Raw genomic sequence first — 19,974 nt, forward strand, 5'->3', positions numbered from 1 at the left:
GAGAGAAAGAGAGTGACCCGATGTTCAACGACCCCCAATGGCGTCCCCTTCCTGACGCCGCCCCCGCTAGCGGAGCGGGCCTGCGCCCCCTGCGCGTGGGCATGATCGGCATCGGCACGGTAGGCCTGGGCACCTGGCAGGTGCTGGCCCGCAACCAGGCGCAGATCGCTGCGCGCGCGGGCCGGGGCATCGAGATCGTGGCGGTGGCGGCCCGCGACCTGGCACGCGCCAGGCGCGTGCTCGGCGAAGCGGCCGCTGGCGTGGAGCTCACCGGCGATCCGCTGTCGCTGGCCACGCACCCCGGCATCGACGTGCTGCTCGAGGTGGCCGGGGGCACGGATGCTCCGCGCGAATGGGTGTCGGCGGCCATCGGCCTCGGCAAACCCGTGGTCACGGCCAACAAGGCGCTGCTGGCGGTGCACGGCAATGCGCTGTTCGCCCAGGCCGAATCGCGTGGCGTGCCGCTCGCGTATGAAGCGGCCGTGGCCGGTGGCATCCCCATCGTGAAGGCGCTGCGCGAAGGTGCCGCGGCGAACCGCGTGGAATGGCTGGCCGGCATCGTGAACGGCACCAGCAACTACATCCTGAGCCGCATGCGCCAGGCCGGCCTGGCATTCGGCGATGCGCTGGCGGAAGCCCAGGCCCTGGGCTATGCGGAGGCCGATCCCACCTTCGACGTGGACGGCATCGATGCCGCGCACAAGACCGCCTTGCTGGCAGCCAACGCCTTCAGCACCCCGGTTTGTTTCGACCGCGCCCATGTGGAGGGTATCCGCGGCGTGGACGCACTGGACGTGTCTGCGGCGCGGGAGTGGGGCCATGCCGTGAAGCTGCTGGGCATCGCGCGGCGACAGAAGGAATCGGTGGAGCTGCGGGTGCATCCTGCGCTGGTGCCCGCCACGCACCTGCTCGCGCAGGTGGAAGGGGCGATGAACGCCGTACTGGTGTGCGGGGACGCGCAGGGCATCGCGTTGCACTACGGTGCCGGGGCGGGAGCGGAGCCGACCGCCTCCGCCGTGGTCGCCGATCTGGTGGACCTGGCGCGCCAGACCGTGGCGCAGGCCGGCGGCCCCATCCGCTGCACGGTGCCTCCGCTGGGCGTGCCGGGCGCGGCACTGCTGGATCGCCCCGTGCTGCGCATGGACGACGTGGTGACCCGGCACTACCTGCGCGTTCCCTTGCGCGAGGGTGCCGAGGGGACCGCACCCGCCGCCCTGGCGCAATGGCTGGAGCAGGCCGGTGTCGCCGTGGAACGGCTCGATGCCTGGCGCCCCCAAGGCCAAGGCAACTTCCATGCGCAGTTGCTGGCGCTCACGGGGCCAGCGCGGGACGGCACCGTTCGCGACGTCCTGCAACACGCCGCGCAGGCGGACTGGTGCGAGGGAACGCCGGCGCACCTGCGGGTCGAAAGCCTGGAATGACGACCGGCAGGCCGTACCAGGGCACAGGCAGGCTCAGCGCTTTTGCTTCTGGTAGGCCTCGTGGGCCGGGGCGCCACGGTCGGTGTCCTTGAGGCCCCGCTCCAGGTCGTCATGGGCCTGCTTCATTTCCGGATCCGGTTTGCCGTCCGTCATGTTCACGGCCTGGTCGCGTTCGTGGGGCAGGCGCGCTTCGGGGCTGTTCAGGTTCTGCTGCTCGGCATCCGGGGCAGGATGCTTCTGCGTGGTGTCAATGCGGCGCTCGACCCGCTGGGGCACGCGCGCGGAGGCCGTGGGATCGGCCCCTTGCTGGTCGGAGGAACGGGGGGCTTGGGACATGAGAATCTCCTTGTGGGCGCCGCCGGTAGTGGCAGCTTGCAGGCAGGTCGGGTGCATTCTCCTGATGCTAGAAAGCGTGCCGCGCCCCGTCTGTAGTCCACCGCGCCCTGGCCTGGCCGGTACACTACCACTGTATGTCTCAACAGGAGTGGGCCACACAGGCCTTGCAGTCTTTCGATGCGGTGGTGCAGGCCACCGAGGGGTTCCGCAGCCGCGGCGGGCAGCGGCGCATGGCCGAGCAGGTGGCGCATACGTTCGCCCGGGCGCAGCTCGGCAAGGTGGAGGCCGACGACGGCGACAGCGCGCCACCGCCGCCTGCGCGTTCCATTGCCGTGGTGCAGGCCGGAACGGGCGTGGGCAAATCGCTGGCCTACAGCGTGCCGGCGATCGCCATGGCGCTGGCGCGCGGAACGCGCGTGCTGATTTCCACGGCCACCGTGGCGCTGCAGGAGCAGCTCGTGCAGAAGGACCTGCCAGCACTCGCCGCCCGCATGTCCCAGCCCTTCCAGTTCGCGCTCGCCAAGGGGCGCGGCCGGTATGTGTGCAAGCTCAAGCTGGAGCGCCTGGCCGGTACGGGCGAATCGGGCGACGAGGGGCACGAGGACGACCTGTTCGCCGAGGAAGAGGCTGCAGCCCGCGCCGCCCGCCCGCGCCATGAAACCGAGGCGCGCATGAAGTTCTACGCCACCATGGCCGACGTGCTCGTGCGCGGCGCGTGGGACGGCGACCGCGACACGCTCGAGTCCCCGCCCGAGCCCGAGGTCTGGGGCCCGGTGGCGGCCGAGGCCAGTTCCTGTACCGGCAAGCACTGCCCGGCCTTCAGCCAGTGCACCTACTACGACCGGCGCAAGGCCCTGGTGGCCGCTCAGGTGATCGTGGCCAACCACGACCTGCTGCTGTCCTCGATCGGGGCGAGGCTGCTGCCCGAGCTGGACAACTGCCTGCTCGTGGTGGACGAAGCCCACCACCTGCCCTCCACGGCACTCGACCAGTTCGCCTGCGAGGCGGACCTGAGCCGGCTGACCTGGATCGACAAGCTCGCGAGCCGCGCGCTACGCATCGGCATGCTGATGGAAGTCGAGGAAGTGGCGGACATCCCCAACCATTCCGCCCGGCTGCGCACCGCGCTGCAGGATGCGGCGCGCATGGTCATGGACGTGTACGGCGACGAGCTGCGCGCTCCGCGGCCCGCCTGGGGCGGAGGGCGCACCGCATCCGCGCAGTCCTCCCGCATTCCTGCGGCCGCAGCGCCCACGCGCGCGCGTGTATCGGGCGGCGCGCTGCCCAAGGCGCTGGTGGAGCCTTTCAGCCAGGTGGCGCACCATGCAGCGGGCTTTCTGGACGCGCTGCGCGCCATCGCCAAGGCGCTGCGTTCGGAAATGCGCGACAAACCCGACGAGGCGCGGCGCCTGTCCACGCTCTATGCGCAGATCGGCGCGCTCGCGCCGCGCCTGGAGGGCGTGCACGATACCGCCCAACTGCTGCTGCAGGACGCACCCGAAGGCGCCGTGCCGGCAGCCAAGTGGTTCACGCTGGCGGTGGATGGCGACTTCATCGTCGTGAAGGCACATGCCAGCCCGGTGCTGCCAGGCAATACGCTGCGCAACCACCTGTGGTCGGCCGTGCGCGGAGCGGTGCTCACATCGGCCACGCTCACGAGCTGCGGCCAGTTCGATTTCTTCCTGCGCGAGGCCGGCCTGCACGGCGACGACGCGGTGACCACCCTGGAGGTGCCCAGCCCCTTCGACTATGCGCTGCAGGGCACGCTCGTCGCCACCGAGACCCAGGCCGACCCACGGCAGGCGGCCGACTACACCGCTGAAATGGTGGATGCGCTGCTGAGCGACCTGGCCATGGTCGAGGCCGGTGCCCTGGTGCTGTTCACCTCGCGCGACCAGATGAGGCAGGCCGTGGATGCGCTGCCCACCGCCATGCGCAGCACGGTGCTGGTACAGACCCAGATGCCGCGTTCCCAGCTGCTGACCCGGCACCGCGAGCGCGTGGCGGCGGGCGAGCCGTCGATCATCTTCGGCATGCAGTCCTTCGGCGAGGGGCTGGACCTGCCCGGGGCGCTCTGCGAATCGCTCTTCATCACCAAGCTGCCCTTCGCGCCGCCGGACGACCCGGTGGGCGAGGCGCGCGCCGAGTGGCTGCGCGGCGCGGGACGCGACCCGTTCAGCGAACTCGTCGTGCCCGCCACGGCCATCCGGCTCGCACAGTGGGTGGGGCGCGCCATCCGTACCGAGGAAGACCGCGCCCACGTCTATTGCTACGACAAGCGCCTGGTGCGCACGGCCTACGGCCAGCGGCTGCTCAAGGGCCTGCCGCCCTTCACGCTGCAGCGCCGCGCGGCGTCGTAGCGGTCACTGGCGCGGCGTCAGGGCGCTGACTACCGGCGCCGCGGTGTCGGACGCACCCGACAGCCATGCGGCGGCAGGGCCGACCCCGGCAGGACTGCATGCGGCCTACAGTGGGTTTCCACACCGGGCCGCCCCGCGCCCGGCAACGCACCCTACCGGAGGCTCTCCCATGACCCAGGATTCCCCCCAGACCACGCTCTGGAAGCTGATCAAGGACATCCGCTTCGGCATGCTCACGCACCGTTCCGCCACGGGACAGTTGCATGCGCACCCGCTGACCACGCAGAACAAGGACATCGACGAGCACTCGGAGCTGTACTTCTTCATTCCGCACGACGGCGAGCTCGCCCAGCGCCTGAAAGCCGATGCCCAGACGAATGTCACCTATGCCAATCCCGAGAAGGACAGCTACGTGTCCCTGTCCGGCACGGCCGGCTTCATCGAGGACAAGGCCCGCAAGGAGGCGCTGTGGTCGCCCGCGGCCAAGGCCTGGTTCCCCCAGGGCATCGACGACCCCAACCTAGCGCTGCTGGTGATCCGCATCCAGCACGCCGAGTACTGGGACGTGAAGGAAAGCAAGATGACCCAGCTCTTCAAGATGGCCAAGGCGGCCGTCACCGGCAATCCGCCGAACATGGGCGAGCACAGGGAACTGTCGCTGTCCTGACCTGCCCGGCCGTCGCACACGGCGGTGCCTCTCGCGCCGCCGTTTTTCCGTTCCCTGAACACACTGGAAGGAGATACGCCATGTCCGACAAGCAGCAGCCCGGCAAGGGCAAGGTCGAGAACGGCCACAACCAGCAAGGTCACCAGGAACCCACGCAGCGCAACGAAGGTCAGCGCACGCCGCAAAGCCGCCACGACCGCGATGCGCACGTGGGCAGCAGCAACCAGGTGCAGTCGCGCCAGGGCGGCGGCGGTCCGTCCACCGGCGGCGGTGGCCGCGGGGCGGGCTGAGTGGCGCCGAACGCGCTTTGAAGCAAGGGGCGACAATCGCCCCATGCCTTCTTCCCGCATCGCCGTCATCGATTTCGAAACCACCGGCATGACGCCCTCGCAGGGCGCGCGGGCCACAGAAGTAGCCATCGTGCTCATGGAAGAGGGTCGGTCCGTGGACCGGTTCCAGAGCCTCATGAAGACCGGGGCATGGCTGCCCCCCTTCATCATCCAGCTCACCGGCATCACGCCCGCCATGCTGGAAACCGCGCCGCCGGCCGAGTCCGTGATGCGCGAGGCCGCGCGCTTCGTGGGCGATGCGCCCATGGTGGCGCACAACGCTTCGTTCGACAGCCGCTTCTGGGCGGCGGAGCTCGCCCGTGCGGATCTGCCCTCGCCCCACGCCTTCGCCTGCACGGTGTTGCTGTCCCGGCGCCTGTATCCCGAGGCGACGAGCCACCAGCTCGGGCGCATCGTGGCGCACCTCGGCCTGCCTTCCGCGGCGCGCGCCCACCGTGCGCTGGCCGATGCGGAAATGGCTGCGGCACTGCTGGGGCGCATGCAGCACGACCTCCGCACCCGCTATGGCATCGCCGATCCCGGCCATGCGCTGCTCGCGTTGCTGCAGCGTTGCGCACGCAAGGGGATGGACCAACTGCTGGCACGGCATGCCTCGGGCGGGGACCTGTGGCAGAACGCCTCCCGCAGCGAGCCGGTGACCCCGCTTCCATGAAAATCTATGCCGGTTCGCGCACGGCACCGACCAGTCAGAACACCGGCCTGGCCGCAACGGGCGCCAGGGCGTTGGCCAAGTCACGCGCCAGGGGCCCGACTTCCGGACCCGCGAGATCACCCAGGCTGATGCGCACCGCCGGGCCGCTGGCGATGCGGAAAGGCGCCCCCGCCTGCGCTGCCCAGCCCCGGGCTGCCAGCGAGGACAGCACGGCGCCTTCGTCACGTACCGGAATCCACAGATGCAGTCCCTCGCCGGCCATGGCCCCGGTGGCCACCGGATCTGCCGGCTGCGATCGGAGGGCGAACTCCATTGCCTGCCGCCGCCGCCCATAGGCCTGGGCTGCCCGGGCGAGCTGGCCTGAGTGCCGGGCATCCCGCCAGAGCCGGGCAGCCAGTGCCTGGAGCAGCCGGCTGACCCATCGCGCACCTGCGCCCTGCTGGGCACGCATGGCATCGATGAGCCCCGGTGTGCCGGCCGCGAGCGCCACGCGCACGTCCGGACCGAGGATCTTGCCCACGGAGAGGACGTAGAGCCAGAGCGGGGGCAGTGCGGCCGCCGGGGCCAGCGGCTCCTGGCTGAGCGGCCCCCAGTGGTCGTCCAGGATGCACAGCAGGTGGGGGCGACCATGCAGGAGGCGGCGCAGGGCCTTCCACCGCGGCTCGGAGATCGCACAGCCCGTGGGATTGTGGGCGCGGGGCGTGAGCACCAGCGCGGCGCAGCCGTCCAGGCATTCGGAAGACGGCACCTGGACGCCCTGCGCGTCCACCGGCAGGGGTACAGCCTTCAGCCGCAGCGCATGCAGCAGCGCGGCCATCGGGGGCCAGCAGGGATCTTCGACCGCGACGCGATCGCCAGGGCGCGCATGGTGGCGCAATGCGGCTTCCACGGCATCCAGCGTGCCCGAAAACACGCCCGTGGCCTCGTGGGGCAACCCCTGGCTGTCCAGCCACTCCAGCGCCACTTCGCGCCAGAGGGGAACCTCGGCGGACCCGTCGTAGACGGGGCCTGCATCCCGCTGCACACCCTGCCAGCCGTCGGAGGGGAGCCGCGGAAGAAGGGCGAGATCCCCATGGCCACCGGCGAGATCACGCAGGCCGGTGGGCAGCGCCATCGCCTCGGCCACCGGGGGCCGGGCCGAGGCCACCCGCGTGCCGCGGCGGCCATCGGTCACCAGCCGGCCGGCATCGCGCAGGCGCGCATAGGCGGCGGCCACGGTGTTCGGATTGACGTCCAGCTGCCGGGCCAGCAGACGCACCGCCGGCAGCGCATCCCCGCACGAAAGCGCTCCGGAGCGCAGATGGGATTCGATGCTGTCCGCAATTTCCGCTGCCGACGAGCCACCGAAATTCATTGTCTTCATACATTCATTTTAATGTATTAGTACAAATCCAATTTGTATGGATACATTGGTTTCACACGGCCCCAGGGCGGGATTTGCTTCTCGCATGGCTCAAGGGAAATTTCCCGAACACGCTGCGCGAGATGGTGAAGGGCAAGAAAAAAGGCCCCGGAAAACCGGGGCCGTGGCATGGGGGGAGGGAGGGCGGCGCGCAAGAGGCGGCAGATGCTCACGCGGGATCGGGGGCGTATTTGTCTCCCACCTGTTCACGCAGGGGGTGCGTGTCGTAGACGATGTGCATGTCCTGGATTTCGGCGCTGCCTTCGGCAAAGCGAAAGACGTCCACGCAGGTGAAATGGACGATCCGCCCGTCGTTCAGCGTCCAGTCGTACCGGAAGTAGGCGGCCACGCGCACCAGGCCCGCCTCGGGCTCGGCAGAGACCAGCAGGTCGATCGGAGTGATCACGCTGGCGGCCGAGGATGCTGCGAGCTTCATGAAGAATTCGCGGGCCCGCATGGTCCCCAGGAACGGCGAGTGCACGAGGCCTTCGCTTTCGAAGCAGGCGATCAGGCCTTCGGTGTCACCCGCATGCAGGCGGGAGAGGTAGGTTTTCACGGTGGCGAGCTGGAGCTGGGTCATCGAAGAGCCTTTCCGGGCAGGGAAGCAATGAACGAAGGGAAGGGGAAGGGGGAAATGCCCCCGCAGCATCTGCGCCCGCCGCCGCGCAGGCAAGCATTGGCGCAGTGGATACATAAATGGCATCGATGTATCTACCCCATCTCGCCTACCTCCGCGCGGTCATCGAACACGGTTCGTTTGCTGCCGCGGCCCGCGTGTGCGGCGTTTCCCAGCCGGCCGTCAGCCACGGCATGCGCATGCTGCAGGCCCGGTTCGACGCACCGCTGCTGGTGCGGGAAGGCCGCCGCCGCGTGCCCACGGAGCTGGCGCTGCGGGTGGCCGCGGAATCGCGCCCGCTGGCCGAGGGCATCGAAGCCCTGGTTCCCGGCGGGCAGGGCCGGCACCCGGCAGCCCCCGGGTGCTGCGCGCCGGCGTGACCCCCCTCGGCCGCTCTGGTGTGCAGCCCGCTGCTGTATGCGGGCTGGTGCGAAGGCCGGCCGCGGCGCTCGCTCGAACTGGCCTGCGTCGACGAGGGCCGCCTGCTGGCGAGCCTCCTGGAAGGCACGGTCGATTGGGTCATTGCGCCGCGCCCGCAGGCCTATGCGCGGCGCGGCCATCCGCTGGCTGGCGCACGGTCGCTGAAGGCACTGCGGGGCGCGGCCTGGGCGCGCGTGGAGCCCAGCGTGAACGGGCCCGTGGACGTACTGGCGGAAGCCCACCGCGTGCGCCGCATGCCGCCGCCGCGCGTGGCCGTGCACTGCCCGGATTTCGCGAGCATGCTGCGGCTGGTGGCGCAGACCGATCTGCTCGCGGTGGTGCCGCATCCCGCGCTGCTCGGAGCGGAAACCCGCGCGCTGGTGCCGCTCCTGCTGCAGGAATCCCTGCCGCTGTATGACATGTGGCTGTTCGAGCCGGCACGCCGGCCATCGAAGCTGGCGCCCGGCCTGGTGCGGCAGTTGCTGGCTCTGGGCGCTGCGCCGCAGGACTCCCTGGGACCATGGGGCAGGGCCGTCCCGAAGGGAGCGCCGGCTGACGCACTGGAGCACACGGCAGCCGGGCGGCGGCCGCAGATGCGGTGTTTTCAGCCAGGGCTTTACCGTCGCACACCGCCTGTGCTAGCATGAACGCTCAGTCCCGCACACCATGCAACGCAGCCGCATCCTATCCACCCTAGCTCTAGGCCTAGTGCCTGGCCGGGGTCTGCCTGCGTTTGCCATCCCCGTTGCCCGCTGATCCGGCCCCCGTGCCGCCAGTCCGCGCAACACCGACCTTCCCCTGACCCCGGCCCACGAACCAGCCTCCACCCGCGTGGAGGGCTGCAGGGAATGTCGCACCGTCTTTTCCTTTCGTTGATTTGATCGCGCCGCCCCGGCGCGATACCGTTTCGTGGAGCCCGTCATGATGATCGCCAAGCCCGCCACCAAGTACCAACCCACCGCCATTGCATCCCTGCCGGACCGCACCTGGCCGTCCCGCTCCATCACGCGGGCGCCGATCTGGCTCTCCACCGACCTGCGCGACGGCAACCAGGCGCTCTTCGAGCCGATGAACGGCGAGCGCAAGATGCGCCTTTTCGAGGAGCTCGTGCGCATCGGCTTCAAGGAAATCGAAGTGGGCTTTCCGGCCGCGTCGCAGACGGATTTCGATTTCGTGCGCCGCCTCATCGAGGAAAACCGCATCCCCGAGGACGTGACCCTGATGGTCATGACCCAGTCGCGCGAGGATCTCATCGAACGCACGGTGCAGGCCGTGCAGGGCGCGCCGCGCGCCATCGTGCACCTCTACAACGCCACGGCCCCCGCATGGCGGCGCATCGTCTTCGGCATGAACGTCTCGCAGGTGATGGCTTTCATCGACCACCACGTGTCGTACCTGCGCCGCCTGACCGACGCGCAGCCCGCCACCGCCTGGACGCTGCAGTACTCCCCCGAGACCTTCAGCGCCACGGAACCCGAGGTGTCGCTGCGCGCCTGCCAGACGGCAATTGCGGCCTGGGGCGCCGGCCCGGGCCGGCCCATCATCATCAACCTGCCGACCACGGTGGAGAACGCTACGCCCAACGTGTTCGCGGACCAGATCGAATGGATGCACCGCCACCTCGCGCCACGCGAGCACATCGTGCTTTCCGTGCATCCGCACAATGACCGCGGCACGGGCGTGGCCGCCGCCGAGCTGGCGATGATGGCCGGCGCCGACCGCGTGGAAGGCTGCCTCTTCGGCAACGGCGAGCGCTGCGGCAATGTGGACATCGTGACGCTGGCGCTCAACATGTACACGCAGGGCGTGCATCCGAACCTCGACTTCTCCGACATCACGCACGTGGCGCGCGTGGCCGAGGAATGCACGTCGCTGCCGGTGCATCCGCGCCATCCCTATGCGGGCGACCTCGTCTTCACCGCGTTCTCGGGCTCGCACCAGGATGCGATCAGGAAGGGCTTCGCGGCCCAGGACCCGGCGGGTCTCTGGGAAGTGCCCTACCTCCCGATCGATCCGGCGGACCTGGGCCGCACCTACGACAGCGTGATCCGCGTGAACAGCCAGTCGGGCAAGGGTGGCATCGCTTTCCTGCTGGAGCGCGAGCGCGGCGTGGTGATGCCGCGCCGCCTGCAGGTGGAGTTCAGTGCCGTGGTGCAGCGCGCCACGGACACGAGCGAGGGTGAGATGGACGGAGATGCGCTGTGGAGCCTGTTCTCGCAGACCTACATCGCGGCGCCGACGCAGGGCACGCCCGGTACGATCACGCTGCACGGACAGCGCCTCGAGGAAGACGGCCAGGGCATAGCGCTCGACGTGACCATCAACGGCGTGCGCCAGACGCTGCAGGGGCGCGGCAATGGGCCGATCGATGCGACGGTGGATGCGCTCGGCCTGCCGTTGCGCGTGGACCATTACGAGGAACGCGCCACGGGCGCCGGCGCGGGCGCGCAGGCCCTGGCCATCGTCGAGGCCGCGCTCGAAGGCGTGCCGGGCGCCACCTTCGGCGTCGGGCTGGACCACAGCATCGTCAGTGCATCGGTGCAGGCCGTGGTGGCGGTGGCCAACCGGCTGGTCGCGCGGCGCAATAGCGCGGCCCAGGCGCCCGCGGCGCGCGAGCCCGCCGGCACCGAAGTCTGACGCTCCGGCCCGCGCCACCGTTTCCAGGAGAAAAACCTTCCGAAACGGTGGCCGGGCCACGCTTGGGTTAATCTGCGGCGCCATGCAGAATGAGCCCAGCCATGCCATCGGGATGTCCGCATCGGGTCCTGCCCGCAGGACCGTGCTGATCGCCGCCGCGCTGCTGCTGTCCGCGTGCGGCACATCGCCGCACCGCGGCGGGCGCGCAACGGCCCCGGCGTATTCCCGCCTGACACCGGAACAGTCGAACGATATCGCGATCCATGCGATGGGACTCGTTGGCACGCCGTACCGCTACGGCGGCAATACCCCGGAAGGCGGCTTCGACTGCAGCGGCCTCATCGGCTATGTGTACCGCAGCCTCGCCGGGGTCGCGCCGCCGCGCACCGTGGCGCAGCTCAGCGATTTCGGCGCGTCCGTGCCGGCCGGTGACGAACGCACCGGCGACCTGGTCATCTTCGGCTCCGGACGCCCCACGCATGCGGGCATCGTGGTGGAGGGCGGGCGCTTCGTGCATGCGCCTTCCACGGGCGGCACGGTGCGGCTGGACCGCTTCAGCTCGGGCTACTGGTCGCGGCAGGCCATCGCGTTCCGCAGGCCATGAGGCACGATCTGGAACAAGGTGCATCCGGCCGGGCGCGCGACAATCGCGGCCCATGAACCGTACCTTTTCCCCGGAAGCCGGCGGCGCCGGCATCGCTTCGCACGTCCCCCACGCAACGCCGCAGCCCGGCACGCACGACACCACCCGCATCGACGACACGCGCATCAAGGCGGTGCGGCCGCTGATCACGCCCGCGCTGCTGCAGGAGTGGCTGCCCGCTTCGGACGATGCCCAGGCCCTGGTGGAATCCAGCCGCGCCGCGCTTTCGCGGGTGCTGCACGGCGAGGACGACCGGCTCGTCGTCGTGGTGGGGCCGTGCTCCATCCACGACCATGGCCAGGCCATGGAATACGCGAAGGCGCTCAAGGCACAGGCCGACCGGCTGTCCGCGGAACTGGTGGTGGTGATGCGGGTGTATTTCGAGAAGCCCCGCACCACGGTGGGCTGGAAGGGCTACATCAATGATCCGCACCTGGATGGCAGCTTCGCGATCAACGAAGGCCTGGAAATGGCGCGCAAGCTGCTGCTGGACGTGCTGGCGCTCGGCCTGCCCGTGGGGACGGAATTCCTCGACCTGCTCTCGCCGCAGTTCATCAGCGACCTGGTGAGCTGGGGCGCGATCGGCGCGCGCACTACGGAAAGCCAGAGCCACCGCCAGCTGGCCAGCGGCCTGTCCTGCCCCGTGGGGTTCAAGAACGGCACCGACGGCGGGGTGAAGGTGGCCTCCGACGCCATCCTCGCCGCGCAGGCGCCGCATGCCTTCATGGGCATGACCAAGATGGGGCAGGCCGCCATTTTCGAGACGCGCGGCAACCGGGACTGCCATGTGATCCTGCGCGGCGGCCGCCAGCCGAACTACGGGGCGGCCGACGTGGACGCAGCCTGCGCCCTGCTGCGCGGCGCGGGACTGCGCGAGCAGGTGATGATCGATGTCTCGCACGCCAACAGCAGCAAGCAGCACCGCCGCCAGATCGAGGTCGCGGCCGACGTGGCGGCGCAGGTCGCGGCCGGCGATGGCCGCATCACCGGCGTAATGATCGAAAGCCACCTGCGGGAAGGCCGCCAGGACATCGTGCCAGGGCAGCCCCTGGAGGCCGGCGTGTCGGTGACGGATGCCTGCATCGGCTTCGACCAGACGGTGCCGGTGATCGAAGGCCTCGCGGCCGCCGTGCGGTCGCGCCGCAGTCACCGCTGATCCGCTGCCGGCGTGCGCCGCCCCAGGGCGCGGCTGTTGTTTTCTGCACGGATCGGCCACGCCCGGCCGGCATCCGGACAGGTGCCAGGGTGTAGCATTCGGAAACATGCAGGCTGGGGCGTCTGCCGCTCCGGCGGGCGGACCCGGTGATGCCACTCCATCCAACCCCACCAAGCCCACGCCATGCAGGTGCAGCCGCTCCCGCTTCCGATGCCGCACATTCCAGAGCGCCGGGCTCCCCCTCGTTTCCAGGAACGCTGACCATGGTTGCGCGCACGGACCCGGACCGCCGGCGCCTGGACGCATTGCACGCGTGCGCCATTCTCGAGACGCCGGCCGAAGACACCTTCGATCAGCTCGCGCGCCTGGCCGCCCATCTGTGCGGCGCGTCCATCGCCGCCATCGGCTTCGTGGGAATGGACCGCGAATGGTTCAAGTCCAGCGCGGGCATGGAACTCGGCACACTGCAGAATCTGGCGGGCGCCCATGTCCTGTGCAGGCTCGCGCTCGGAGGCCGGTTCGTGCAGGTGGAGGATGCATCGGACGATCCGGTACTGCGCAGCCATCCGCTGGTGCGGGGGCCTTCGCGCATGCGCATGGCCGCGTGCATGCCGATCAAGACCACCGACGGGCTGACGCTGGGCGCGGTCGTGCTCCTGGACGCGGCGCGGCGGACCCTGGAAGAGTGCCATCGGGACGCACTGGTCGCGATTGCGAGCCAGGCGATGGCACTGCTGGAGTTGCGCCGCCAGCGCCGCGGCATGGCGCAGCGCGCACAGGAACGGGCTTTGTCCGAAGAGCGTTTCCACCTCGTGGCACGGGCCACCGCCGACGCGATCTGGGACTGGAACCTCACCGATGATTCGATGTGGTGGAACGAAGGGATGGAAGTCCTCTTCGGCGTCCCGCTGCACACGTTGCCGCACGACAGCACGTCCTGGACGCAGCGGCTGCATCCGGAAGACAGCGACCGCGTGCTCGAGAGCATCCATGCCGCCATCGAAGGCGATGCCCTGCACTGGATGGACGAGTACCGCTTCCGGCGCCAGGACGGCACCTATGCATGGATCCGGGACCGAGGCTTCGTGATCCGCGACGCCCAGGGGCAGGGTCTGCGCATGGTCGGCGGAATGACCGACATCAGCGCCCAGAAGCAGAGCGCCCTGCAGGCCCAGCGCGATGCCGGCGCGCATGCGGAACTGGTGCGCGTGCAGCAGCGCATGAGCGCGCTCGACCTGCCCATGGAAGAAGTCCTGCTGCTGGCGGCCCGCACCGCGATGGACCTGGCGGACGGGCAGGGCGCCATGGTCGTGCTGCGCGAGGGCGACCGGCTGCGCGTACGCGCCAGCACCGGTCCGCGTGCAGCACCGCTGGACGAATCCCGGCCGATGCTCGGGTACATGCTCTGGCAGCACCTGGAGGCAGAGCAGACGGTGCTGCACAGCGACGGTTCGCAGCAGCATGCACTGTTCGCCACCGACGAGGGCCAGCACGGCCTGCTGTCGTTCATCGCCGCGCCGCTGCGCGCCGGGGACACGGTGCTCGGCATGCTCAAGGTGAACGCCGATCCGGTGTTCACCTTCTCCCAGCGCCAGGTGGCCTATGTGCAGATCCTCGCCGAATCGCTGGGCGCCGTGCTGCAGCTGCGCAGCTACGCCGCGCAGTTGAGCGCCTCCGAACTGCAGTACCGATTGCTCTTCGACGCGCATCCGCAGCCGATGTGGGTCTATGAACGCGGCAGCCTGCGCATTCTCGCGGTGAACCGCGCGATGGTGCGCCATTACGGATACACGGAAACCGAACTGCTACGCATGACGACCGCCCAGCTCTGGCTCGAGGAAGAACGCTCGCAGCGGGAGATCGAGGCCCGCGCCCTGCTGCCCGGCGTGCGGCGCGATGCAGTGCACCGCCGCCACCGCAAGAAGGATGGCGCGCACATCGACATGGAGGTGTACGCGGGCGACATCACCTTCAACGGACGGGCCGCGCGCCAGGTGCTCGCCACGGACGTGACGCAGCGCATGCGCGTGGAGCGCGAGCTGGCGCGCGTAGGCACCGTTCAGCGGCTGCTGAGCGCGTGCAACGAAGCCCTGGTGCGTGCCACGGGAGAGACGGCCCTGCTGTCCGAGGTGTGCCGCATCGCCCGGGAAGTGGGCGGCTACCGCAGCGCCTGGGTGGGCATGGTGCGCCACTGGAACGGCACCGAACGCCAGAGCATCGAGCCCGTGGCCTGGTCCGGACTGACGACGGTGGGCGTGGAAACCCTGCGCCCGACCGGCACGCCCGATGCGCCCTGGCCCCCCCACAGCCCCGGGCCGTCGGGCGAGGCGCTGCGCAGCGGGCGGCCGGTCATCGTCCGCGACCTGCGGCACGCACCGGACGCCGACCTGTGGGCCCAGCCGCTGCGGCAGCTCGGACTGCCCGCGGTCATCAGCCTGCCGCTGCGCGATGCCGAGCAGGTCTTCGGCCTGCTCACGCTTTATCCGGAAGAGGTGCTGGAAACCGGCGCGGAGGAAACCGAGCTGCTCCAGCAACTCGCCAACGACATCGCCTTCGGCCTGGGCAGCCTGCGCACGCGCCAGGACCAGCAGCGCCTGCAGGCGGTGGTGCTCAAGGCCGCGGCCGCCGTGTCGGCAAGCACCGGGACGCAGTTCTTCAGGCAGCTGGCCAGCCACATGTGCGACGCCCTGGGCGCCCAGGGCGGCTGCGTCACCCGGCTGCTGCCGCAGCCCGGGGGACGGTTGCCGCGCGCAGTGACGCTGTCGCGGGTGGAAGAAGGGGTGGTCCAGCCGAATGCCGAATACACCCTGGAAGGCACGCCCAGCCTGCGGCTGGTGAACGAGACCGAATGCGTGATCCCCGAGGGCATCTCGGAACTCTATCCGGACTCGCCGGTGGCACGGCTCGGAGCCCAGGCCTACGTCGGCCTGCAGTTGCGCAGCGCGGAAGGGCAGCCCATCGGCTTCGTCTTCGTCGCCTTCCGCGAGCCGCTGCAGCAGCCGGGCATGGTGATCTCCACGCTGCGCATCTTCGCTGCGCGGGCGGCAGCGGAGATGGCGCGCCAGGCATCGGACGCGCACATCCGCCGGCAGGCATCGCTGCTGGACAAGGCGCGCGACGCCATCATCGTGCGCGACCTGGACCACCGCATCACGTTCTGGAACGAAGGCGCCGAGCGCCTCTATGGCTGGACGCGCGAGGAGGCGGTCGGCCAGTCCATCGCCATGCTGCTCTACCAGGACACGCAGGAATTCCTCCGCGCGACCCAGGCCACGCAGGAGCAGGGGGAATGGGCGGGGGAAATCGTCCAGTTCCACCGCGATGGGAGGCGCCTGGACGTGGAGGGCCGGTGGACGCTGGTGCAGGGCGAACAGGGGCAGCCGGACTCCATCCTGGCCATCAATACCGACATCGGCCAGCGCAAGGCCACGGAGCGGGAGATCCAGCGGCTGGCGTTCTACGATTCGCTGACCGGCCTGCCCAACCGCATGCTGCTGATGGACCGCATGCGCCATGCGCTGGCCACGGCGCACCGGCGCCGGCAGGGCGGGGCGCTGCTCTTCATCGACCTGGACAATTTCAAGACCCTCAACGACACCCTGGGCCACGACCAGGGCGACGTGCTCCTGCAGCAGGTGGCCGCCCGGCTGAACACCTGCGTGCGTTCTGTGGACACCGTGGCCCGGCTGGGCGGCGACGAGTTCGTGGTGATGATCGAGGGCCTCAGCGCCCACCCCGATGAGCTGGCGATGAGCGCCCGCACCGTGGGAGAGAAGATCCTGGCCGTCCTGGCCACGCCCTACGTACTGCAGGGCTACCACTACCGCAGCACGCCCAGCATCGGCGTGGCGCCTTTCGGCGATGGCCGCACGTCCACCGTGGGCGAGTTGCTCAAGCAGGCCGACCTCGCCATGTACCAGGCCAAGACCGCGGGGCGCAATACGCTGCGGTTCTTCGACCCTGGGATGCAGGCGGTGGTCACGGCCCGCGCGGAACTGGAGAACGACCTGCGCACGGCCCTGGCGCGGGAGCAGTTCATGCTGCACTACCAGCCCCAGATCGACCACCAGGGCGGCGTGACCGGGGTGGAAGCGCTCGTGCGCTGGCCGCATCCGCAGCGCGGCATGGTGTCCCCCGGCGAATTCATTCCGCTGGCCGAGGAAACCGGCCTGGTGCTGCCCCTGGGCCGCTGGGTGCTGCACACCGCGTGCGCGCAGCTGGCACGCTGGCAGCACGCGCCCGGGCGCAGGCACCTCAGCATGGCGGTGAACGTGAGTTCTCGCCAGTTCCACCACGAGGCCTTCGTGGAAGACGTGGTGCGTGCCATCACCGCGACGGGTGCACCGGCATCGCGCCTGAAGCTGGAGCTGACCGAAAGCCTATTCGTCGAGGACATGGAGACCACCATCGCCACCATGGCCTCGCTGCGATCCCATGGGGTGGGGTTTTCGCTGGACGACTTCGGAACGGGGTATTCCTCGCTGAGCTACCTCAAGCGCATGCCGCTGGACCAGTTGAAGATCGACCAGAGCTTCGTGCGCGACCTGCTCGCCGACCCGAACGACGCGGCCATCGTGGACACGATCATCGCGCTCTCGCGCAGCCTGGGCCTGGACGTCATCGCCGAAGGTGTGGAAACCGCGGAACAGCGCAGCCGCCTGGAACAGGCGGGCTGCCGCGCCTACCAGGGCTATTTCTTCAGCCGGCCGCTGCCCGAGACCGCGCTGGAAGACTTCCTGATCCATAGGCTTCCCTCGCACTGAAGAGCATACCCGTGGGGCGGCATGCCCGCCCCACGCAGGCGAGTGGTGCCGAGCCGCCCATGCGCAGGCTGCCCGGTGAACCCGCCAGAGCCCGCAGAAGCCCGGTAACCGCCGGCGCAGCAGCCCCCCCCTACTATTCCCCTCGTTGACGCGCCTGCGGCCTTTCCAGGCCCATCCATGGGCGGGGTGCACGCAAGGCCGGACCCCTGGGATCCGCATGGGCATGGACATGCCCTCGAACCGCCCGACGTGGTTCATGCGCAGACCGGCACGTGACCGGTCCCGGTTGTTCCTTGTTCTTCCTTGTATGTCTTTACAAAACCATAGTCGTAGTAGTAAGGCCGGGCCCCAGCTGTGGACAACCGGAATTTTCCGTTGCGCGACAAGGCACTTGCGCTGCCCACAACCATGTGGGTGGAACGGGGCTGCCGCTGTCGTCCCTCCGGGGACAAATAGGGCGGGGCGGCCGCCGCTGTGGGCAAGCCGGCATTTGTGCGAAAGATGTCCCCAGGTTTGTCCCGGAACCCGCGTGCGGGAGGCCCTGCCGAAGATCCTTCGGGCACCTGCAGGAGTCCATGCCGGGGCTCCTTCCTGCGTATTGCCGGGACGACACGGGAAAGGGTCACCCCACGCAGGCATGGATCGGTCCTCTGAGGTGATGCGAGGGCCAGGGGGGCCGTGCCGTTTTTTGCCGGGAGGCAGGACAGGCCTGATGGTCCAAAGGGGCCGCCGGTTCGCAACTGCCCAGTGGCGTCCAGCACGCCATTGCCTGTGGCATGCCAGCGTGCGGGCAGAGCCAGGCCCAGGCGGCGCGACCCTGGGCCCTTGTCATGGCCCCGGAGGATGTTTCTTGTTATTCCTTGAAAGCTTTTATAAAACCATAGGAATAGTAGTAAGGGTGGGCCCCCGGTGTGGACAAGCCATGTTTCCCCAATGCTGGCAAGCACTTGGGTTCGTCACAAGCCTGTGGCCTGAAGAGGGGTGAATGCTGGCGTAGCCGGACAACAACTCCGGCCGCAGGCCCGCAGCGGTGGATAACTCGGAGATGTGCCTGAAAATACCCCCAGCGTTATGCACAACCCTTCCAAGGATGCCCGCCGCCAGCGGCTGCACCAAAGAAAAAGCCCCGCGAGGCGGGGCTTCGGAAGGGAGCGGACAGGCCTTTGGTTTAGAAGTGGTACGCGTAGCGCAGCTGGACAAAGTTCTCTCCGGGGTTGGGGCTCTTGATGCCTGCATTGGAGAGATGCTGCACGCGGATGGCGACCTCGTGCTGGTGCTGCGCTCCCAGGCTGTAGCCCAGGCCCAGGTGGGTCGCGAAGTTGTACCGGGTGCTGAATTCCTTGTGGGGCGTGTGATAGCGCTTGTCCATGTAGGTGATGCCGACCCCGCCTTCCAGGAACCACGGCGAGCGGCCGTTGCCGGGCCGCAGCCGGAAGGTGGGCGTGATGCCGGCCAGGGTGGTGTGGCCGGAGCCGCCGTCCACGCTGTCGTAGGACCACCGGCTCGCATAGATGTCCCAGTAGCCGCGCACTTCGCTGCCCCAGAGCTCGCTGCGCCAGGACGTCCATGGCAGGGTGATGCCGATCGTGGCGGAGTCGGTCTGGTGTTCCGCCCAGCCCCCCTGGACGTACACCGAAGGGCTTTCGGCGCCTGCCGCCTGTGCCTGGACACCGGTGGCCGCAGCGGCCGCCAGAATGAAAAAAGCGCCCCGGACCGCCAGAGGGGCCACGAGGCGCTTCATGAATGAATGATGCATTTTGCGAATTCCCGGTTATGTCGCGACCGTAAGGTTACACAATCGACGTAAACCACTGTAGGACAGGGGCCGGGAAGTCCGCTGTAGGTGGCCGCCGCATGCGCGGCGGACCTGCATCACTGCGGTGCCGGGGCAGCCGGGGCCGGCGCTGCGCCGCCGTGCCGGCCGGCGGGGCCGTGGCCGCCGGGCATGCCCTTGTGGCGGGGACCGTGCATGCCGAAGTGCTCGGCGTCGAACACCTTCTGCTGCGCAGGGGTCAGCGCGGCATAGAAGGTTTTCGTGGTCTCGTCCCGGCGGTCCGCTTCGGCGTTGTGCTGTGCGCGCAACGCCCGCATGCGGTCGATGCGTTCCGGGGTGCTGAGCTGTGCCATCCCGGCCATGTCCGGGCGCGGGCCCTGCGGGCGCATGGCCGCGGTGAAGGCGTCCCACGCCGGTTGCTGGGCCGGCGTGAGCTGCAGCTTTTGCCGGAGGGCTTCGGCACGCCGGGCCATGCGGGCTTCGCGTTCCTCGGGGCTGGGCATGCGGTGCGGGCGTTCGGCACCGGCCGTGGCGGGCGGGGCTGCGGGGGCCGTCTGTGCGAAGGAGGGCACTGCCAGCAGGGCCGTCAGTGCGACGGCCGAGGCTGCGGTGGCGAAGCGTCGTTGCAGGAAAAGTGCGGTCATGGCGAAATCCTTTCATATCCCCATCGGGGGCGTTGCCGCTGCGACCGGTGCGGTGCGGCGGTTGAAAGCCAGTGTCGGCAGGCCGTGTATCTCCGCCATGAGGGGGGCGTGTGCCTGTGTAAAGTTGTGCCAA

16 protein-coding genes are annotated in these 19,974 nt (G+C 69.4%); 11 read left to right on the plus strand and 5 right to left on the minus strand.

Annotated elements, in window-relative coordinates:
* Positions 1 to 20: 20 nt before the first annotated feature.
* Positions 21 to 1,421 carry a homoserine dehydrogenase gene (locus tag BLR05_RS13925; protein ID WP_092835172.1) on the plus strand — a complete coding sequence of 467 codons (1,401 nt, stop codon included), beginning with the start codon at positions 21 to 23 and terminating at the stop codon, positions 1,419 to 1,421.
* A gap of 33 nt (positions 1,422 to 1,454) precedes the next feature.
* On the opposite strand, the gene BLR05_RS13930 is transcribed toward BLR05_RS13925, so the two are convergent.
* Complete coding sequence (locus BLR05_RS13930) at positions 1,455 to 1,757, minus strand: hypothetical protein (protein ID WP_092835272.1); 303 nt, start codon at positions 1,755 to 1,757, stop codon at positions 1,455 to 1,457.
* A 134-nt stretch (positions 1,758 to 1,891) separates the two neighbouring features.
* Between BLR05_RS13930 and dinG the strand changes: the two genes are divergently transcribed.
* The 4 genes from dinG to BLR05_RS13950 all read left to right on the plus strand — a co-directional run bounded on the left by dinG (position 1,892) and on the right by BLR05_RS13950 (position 5,786).
* Positions 1,892 to 4,117 (plus strand): ATP-dependent DNA helicase DinG, encoded by a 2,226-nt coding sequence (gene dinG / locus BLR05_RS13935; RefSeq protein ID WP_092835174.1) that lies wholly within the window; start codon positions 1,892 to 1,894, stop codon positions 4,115 to 4,117.
* A gap of 169 nt (positions 4,118 to 4,286) precedes the next feature.
* Complete coding sequence (locus BLR05_RS13940; RefSeq protein ID WP_053843668.1) at positions 4,287 to 4,784, plus strand: pyridoxamine 5'-phosphate oxidase family protein; 498 nt, start codon at positions 4,287 to 4,289, stop codon at positions 4,782 to 4,784.
* Positions 4,785 to 4,864: 80 nt separating this feature from the next.
* On the plus strand, positions 4,865 to 5,074 hold the full coding sequence (locus BLR05_RS13945) for a hypothetical protein (RefSeq protein WP_092835176.1): 210 nt from the start codon (positions 4,865 to 4,867) through the stop codon (positions 5,072 to 5,074).
* A gap of 43 nt (positions 5,075 to 5,117) precedes the next feature.
* Positions 5,118 to 5,786, plus strand: a complete 669-nt coding sequence (locus BLR05_RS13950) for a 3'-5' exonuclease (protein ID WP_092835178.1) — start codon at positions 5,118 to 5,120, stop codon at positions 5,784 to 5,786.
* A gap of 34 nt (positions 5,787 to 5,820) precedes the next feature.
* Here BLR05_RS13950 and BLR05_RS13955 read toward each other — a convergent pair whose 3' ends face one another.
* Both BLR05_RS13955 and BLR05_RS13960 read right to left on the minus strand, forming a co-directional pair.
* On the minus strand, positions 5,821 to 7,149 hold the full coding sequence (locus tag BLR05_RS13955) for an aminotransferase class I/II-fold pyridoxal phosphate-dependent enzyme (RefSeq protein ID WP_092835180.1): 1,329 nt from the start codon (positions 7,147 to 7,149) through the stop codon (positions 5,821 to 5,823).
* A gap of 208 nt (positions 7,150 to 7,357) precedes the next feature.
* A complete protein-coding gene (locus tag BLR05_RS13960) occupies positions 7,358 to 7,768 on the minus strand; it encodes a nuclear transport factor 2 family protein (RefSeq protein ID WP_092835182.1) in 411 nt (136 codons plus the stop codon).
* A gap of 125 nt (positions 7,769 to 7,893) precedes the next feature.
* Here BLR05_RS13960 and BLR05_RS27630 point away from each other — a divergent pair, with 125 nt between their 5' ends.
* The 6 genes from BLR05_RS27630 (at position 7,894) to BLR05_RS13985 (ending at position 17,423) form a co-directional block, all read left to right on the plus strand.
* Positions 7,894 to 8,184: a LysR family transcriptional regulator gene (locus tag BLR05_RS27630; protein WP_353615675.1), complete on the plus strand. Its 291-nt coding sequence runs from the start codon at positions 7,894 to 7,896 to the stop codon at positions 8,182 to 8,184.
* A gap of 18 nt (positions 8,185 to 8,202) precedes the next feature.
* Entirely contained in the window at positions 8,203 to 8,871 is a 669-nt protein-coding gene (locus tag BLR05_RS27635) for a LysR substrate-binding domain-containing protein (protein ID WP_353615676.1), read from the plus strand.
* 277 nt (positions 8,872 to 9,148) lie between these two features.
* Positions 9,149 to 10,861 (plus strand): 2-isopropylmalate synthase, encoded by a 1,713-nt coding sequence (gene leuA, locus BLR05_RS13970; protein ID WP_092835274.1) that lies wholly within the window; start codon positions 9,149 to 9,151, stop codon positions 10,859 to 10,861.
* A 112-nt stretch (positions 10,862 to 10,973) separates the two neighbouring features.
* The gene (locus BLR05_RS13975; protein ID WP_092835276.1) at positions 10,974 to 11,465 is read left to right on the plus strand and encodes a C40 family peptidase; all 492 of its coding nucleotides are present in this window, start codon (positions 10,974 to 10,976) and stop codon (positions 11,463 to 11,465) included.
* Between the two features lie 52 nt (positions 11,466 to 11,517).
* Positions 11,518 to 12,660, plus strand: coding sequence for a 3-deoxy-7-phosphoheptulonate synthase (locus tag BLR05_RS13980; RefSeq protein ID WP_092835184.1), 1,143 nt, complete (start codon positions 11,518 to 11,520; stop codon positions 12,658 to 12,660).
* 263 nt (positions 12,661 to 12,923) lie between these two features.
* Positions 12,924 to 17,423, plus strand: coding sequence for an EAL domain-containing protein (locus BLR05_RS13985; RefSeq protein WP_092835186.1), 4,500 nt, complete (start codon positions 12,924 to 12,926; stop codon positions 17,421 to 17,423).
* A 1,168-nt stretch (positions 17,424 to 18,591) separates the two neighbouring features.
* On the opposite strand, the gene BLR05_RS13990 is transcribed toward BLR05_RS13985, so the two are convergent.
* Entirely contained in the window at positions 18,592 to 19,179 is a 588-nt protein-coding gene (locus BLR05_RS13990; protein ID WP_092835188.1) for an acyloxyacyl hydrolase, read from the minus strand.
* A gap of 116 nt (positions 19,180 to 19,295) precedes the next feature.
* On the minus strand, positions 19,296 to 19,841 hold the full coding sequence (locus BLR05_RS13995; RefSeq protein WP_092835190.1) for a Spy/CpxP family protein refolding chaperone: 546 nt from the start codon (positions 19,839 to 19,841) through the stop codon (positions 19,296 to 19,298).
* Positions 19,842 to 19,974: the final 133 nt, after the last annotated feature.

This window comes from Paracidovorax cattleyae (genome assembly GCF_900104515.1).
Classification (GTDB): Bacteria; Pseudomonadota; Gammaproteobacteria; order Burkholderiales; family Burkholderiaceae_C; genus Paracidovorax; species Paracidovorax cattleyae.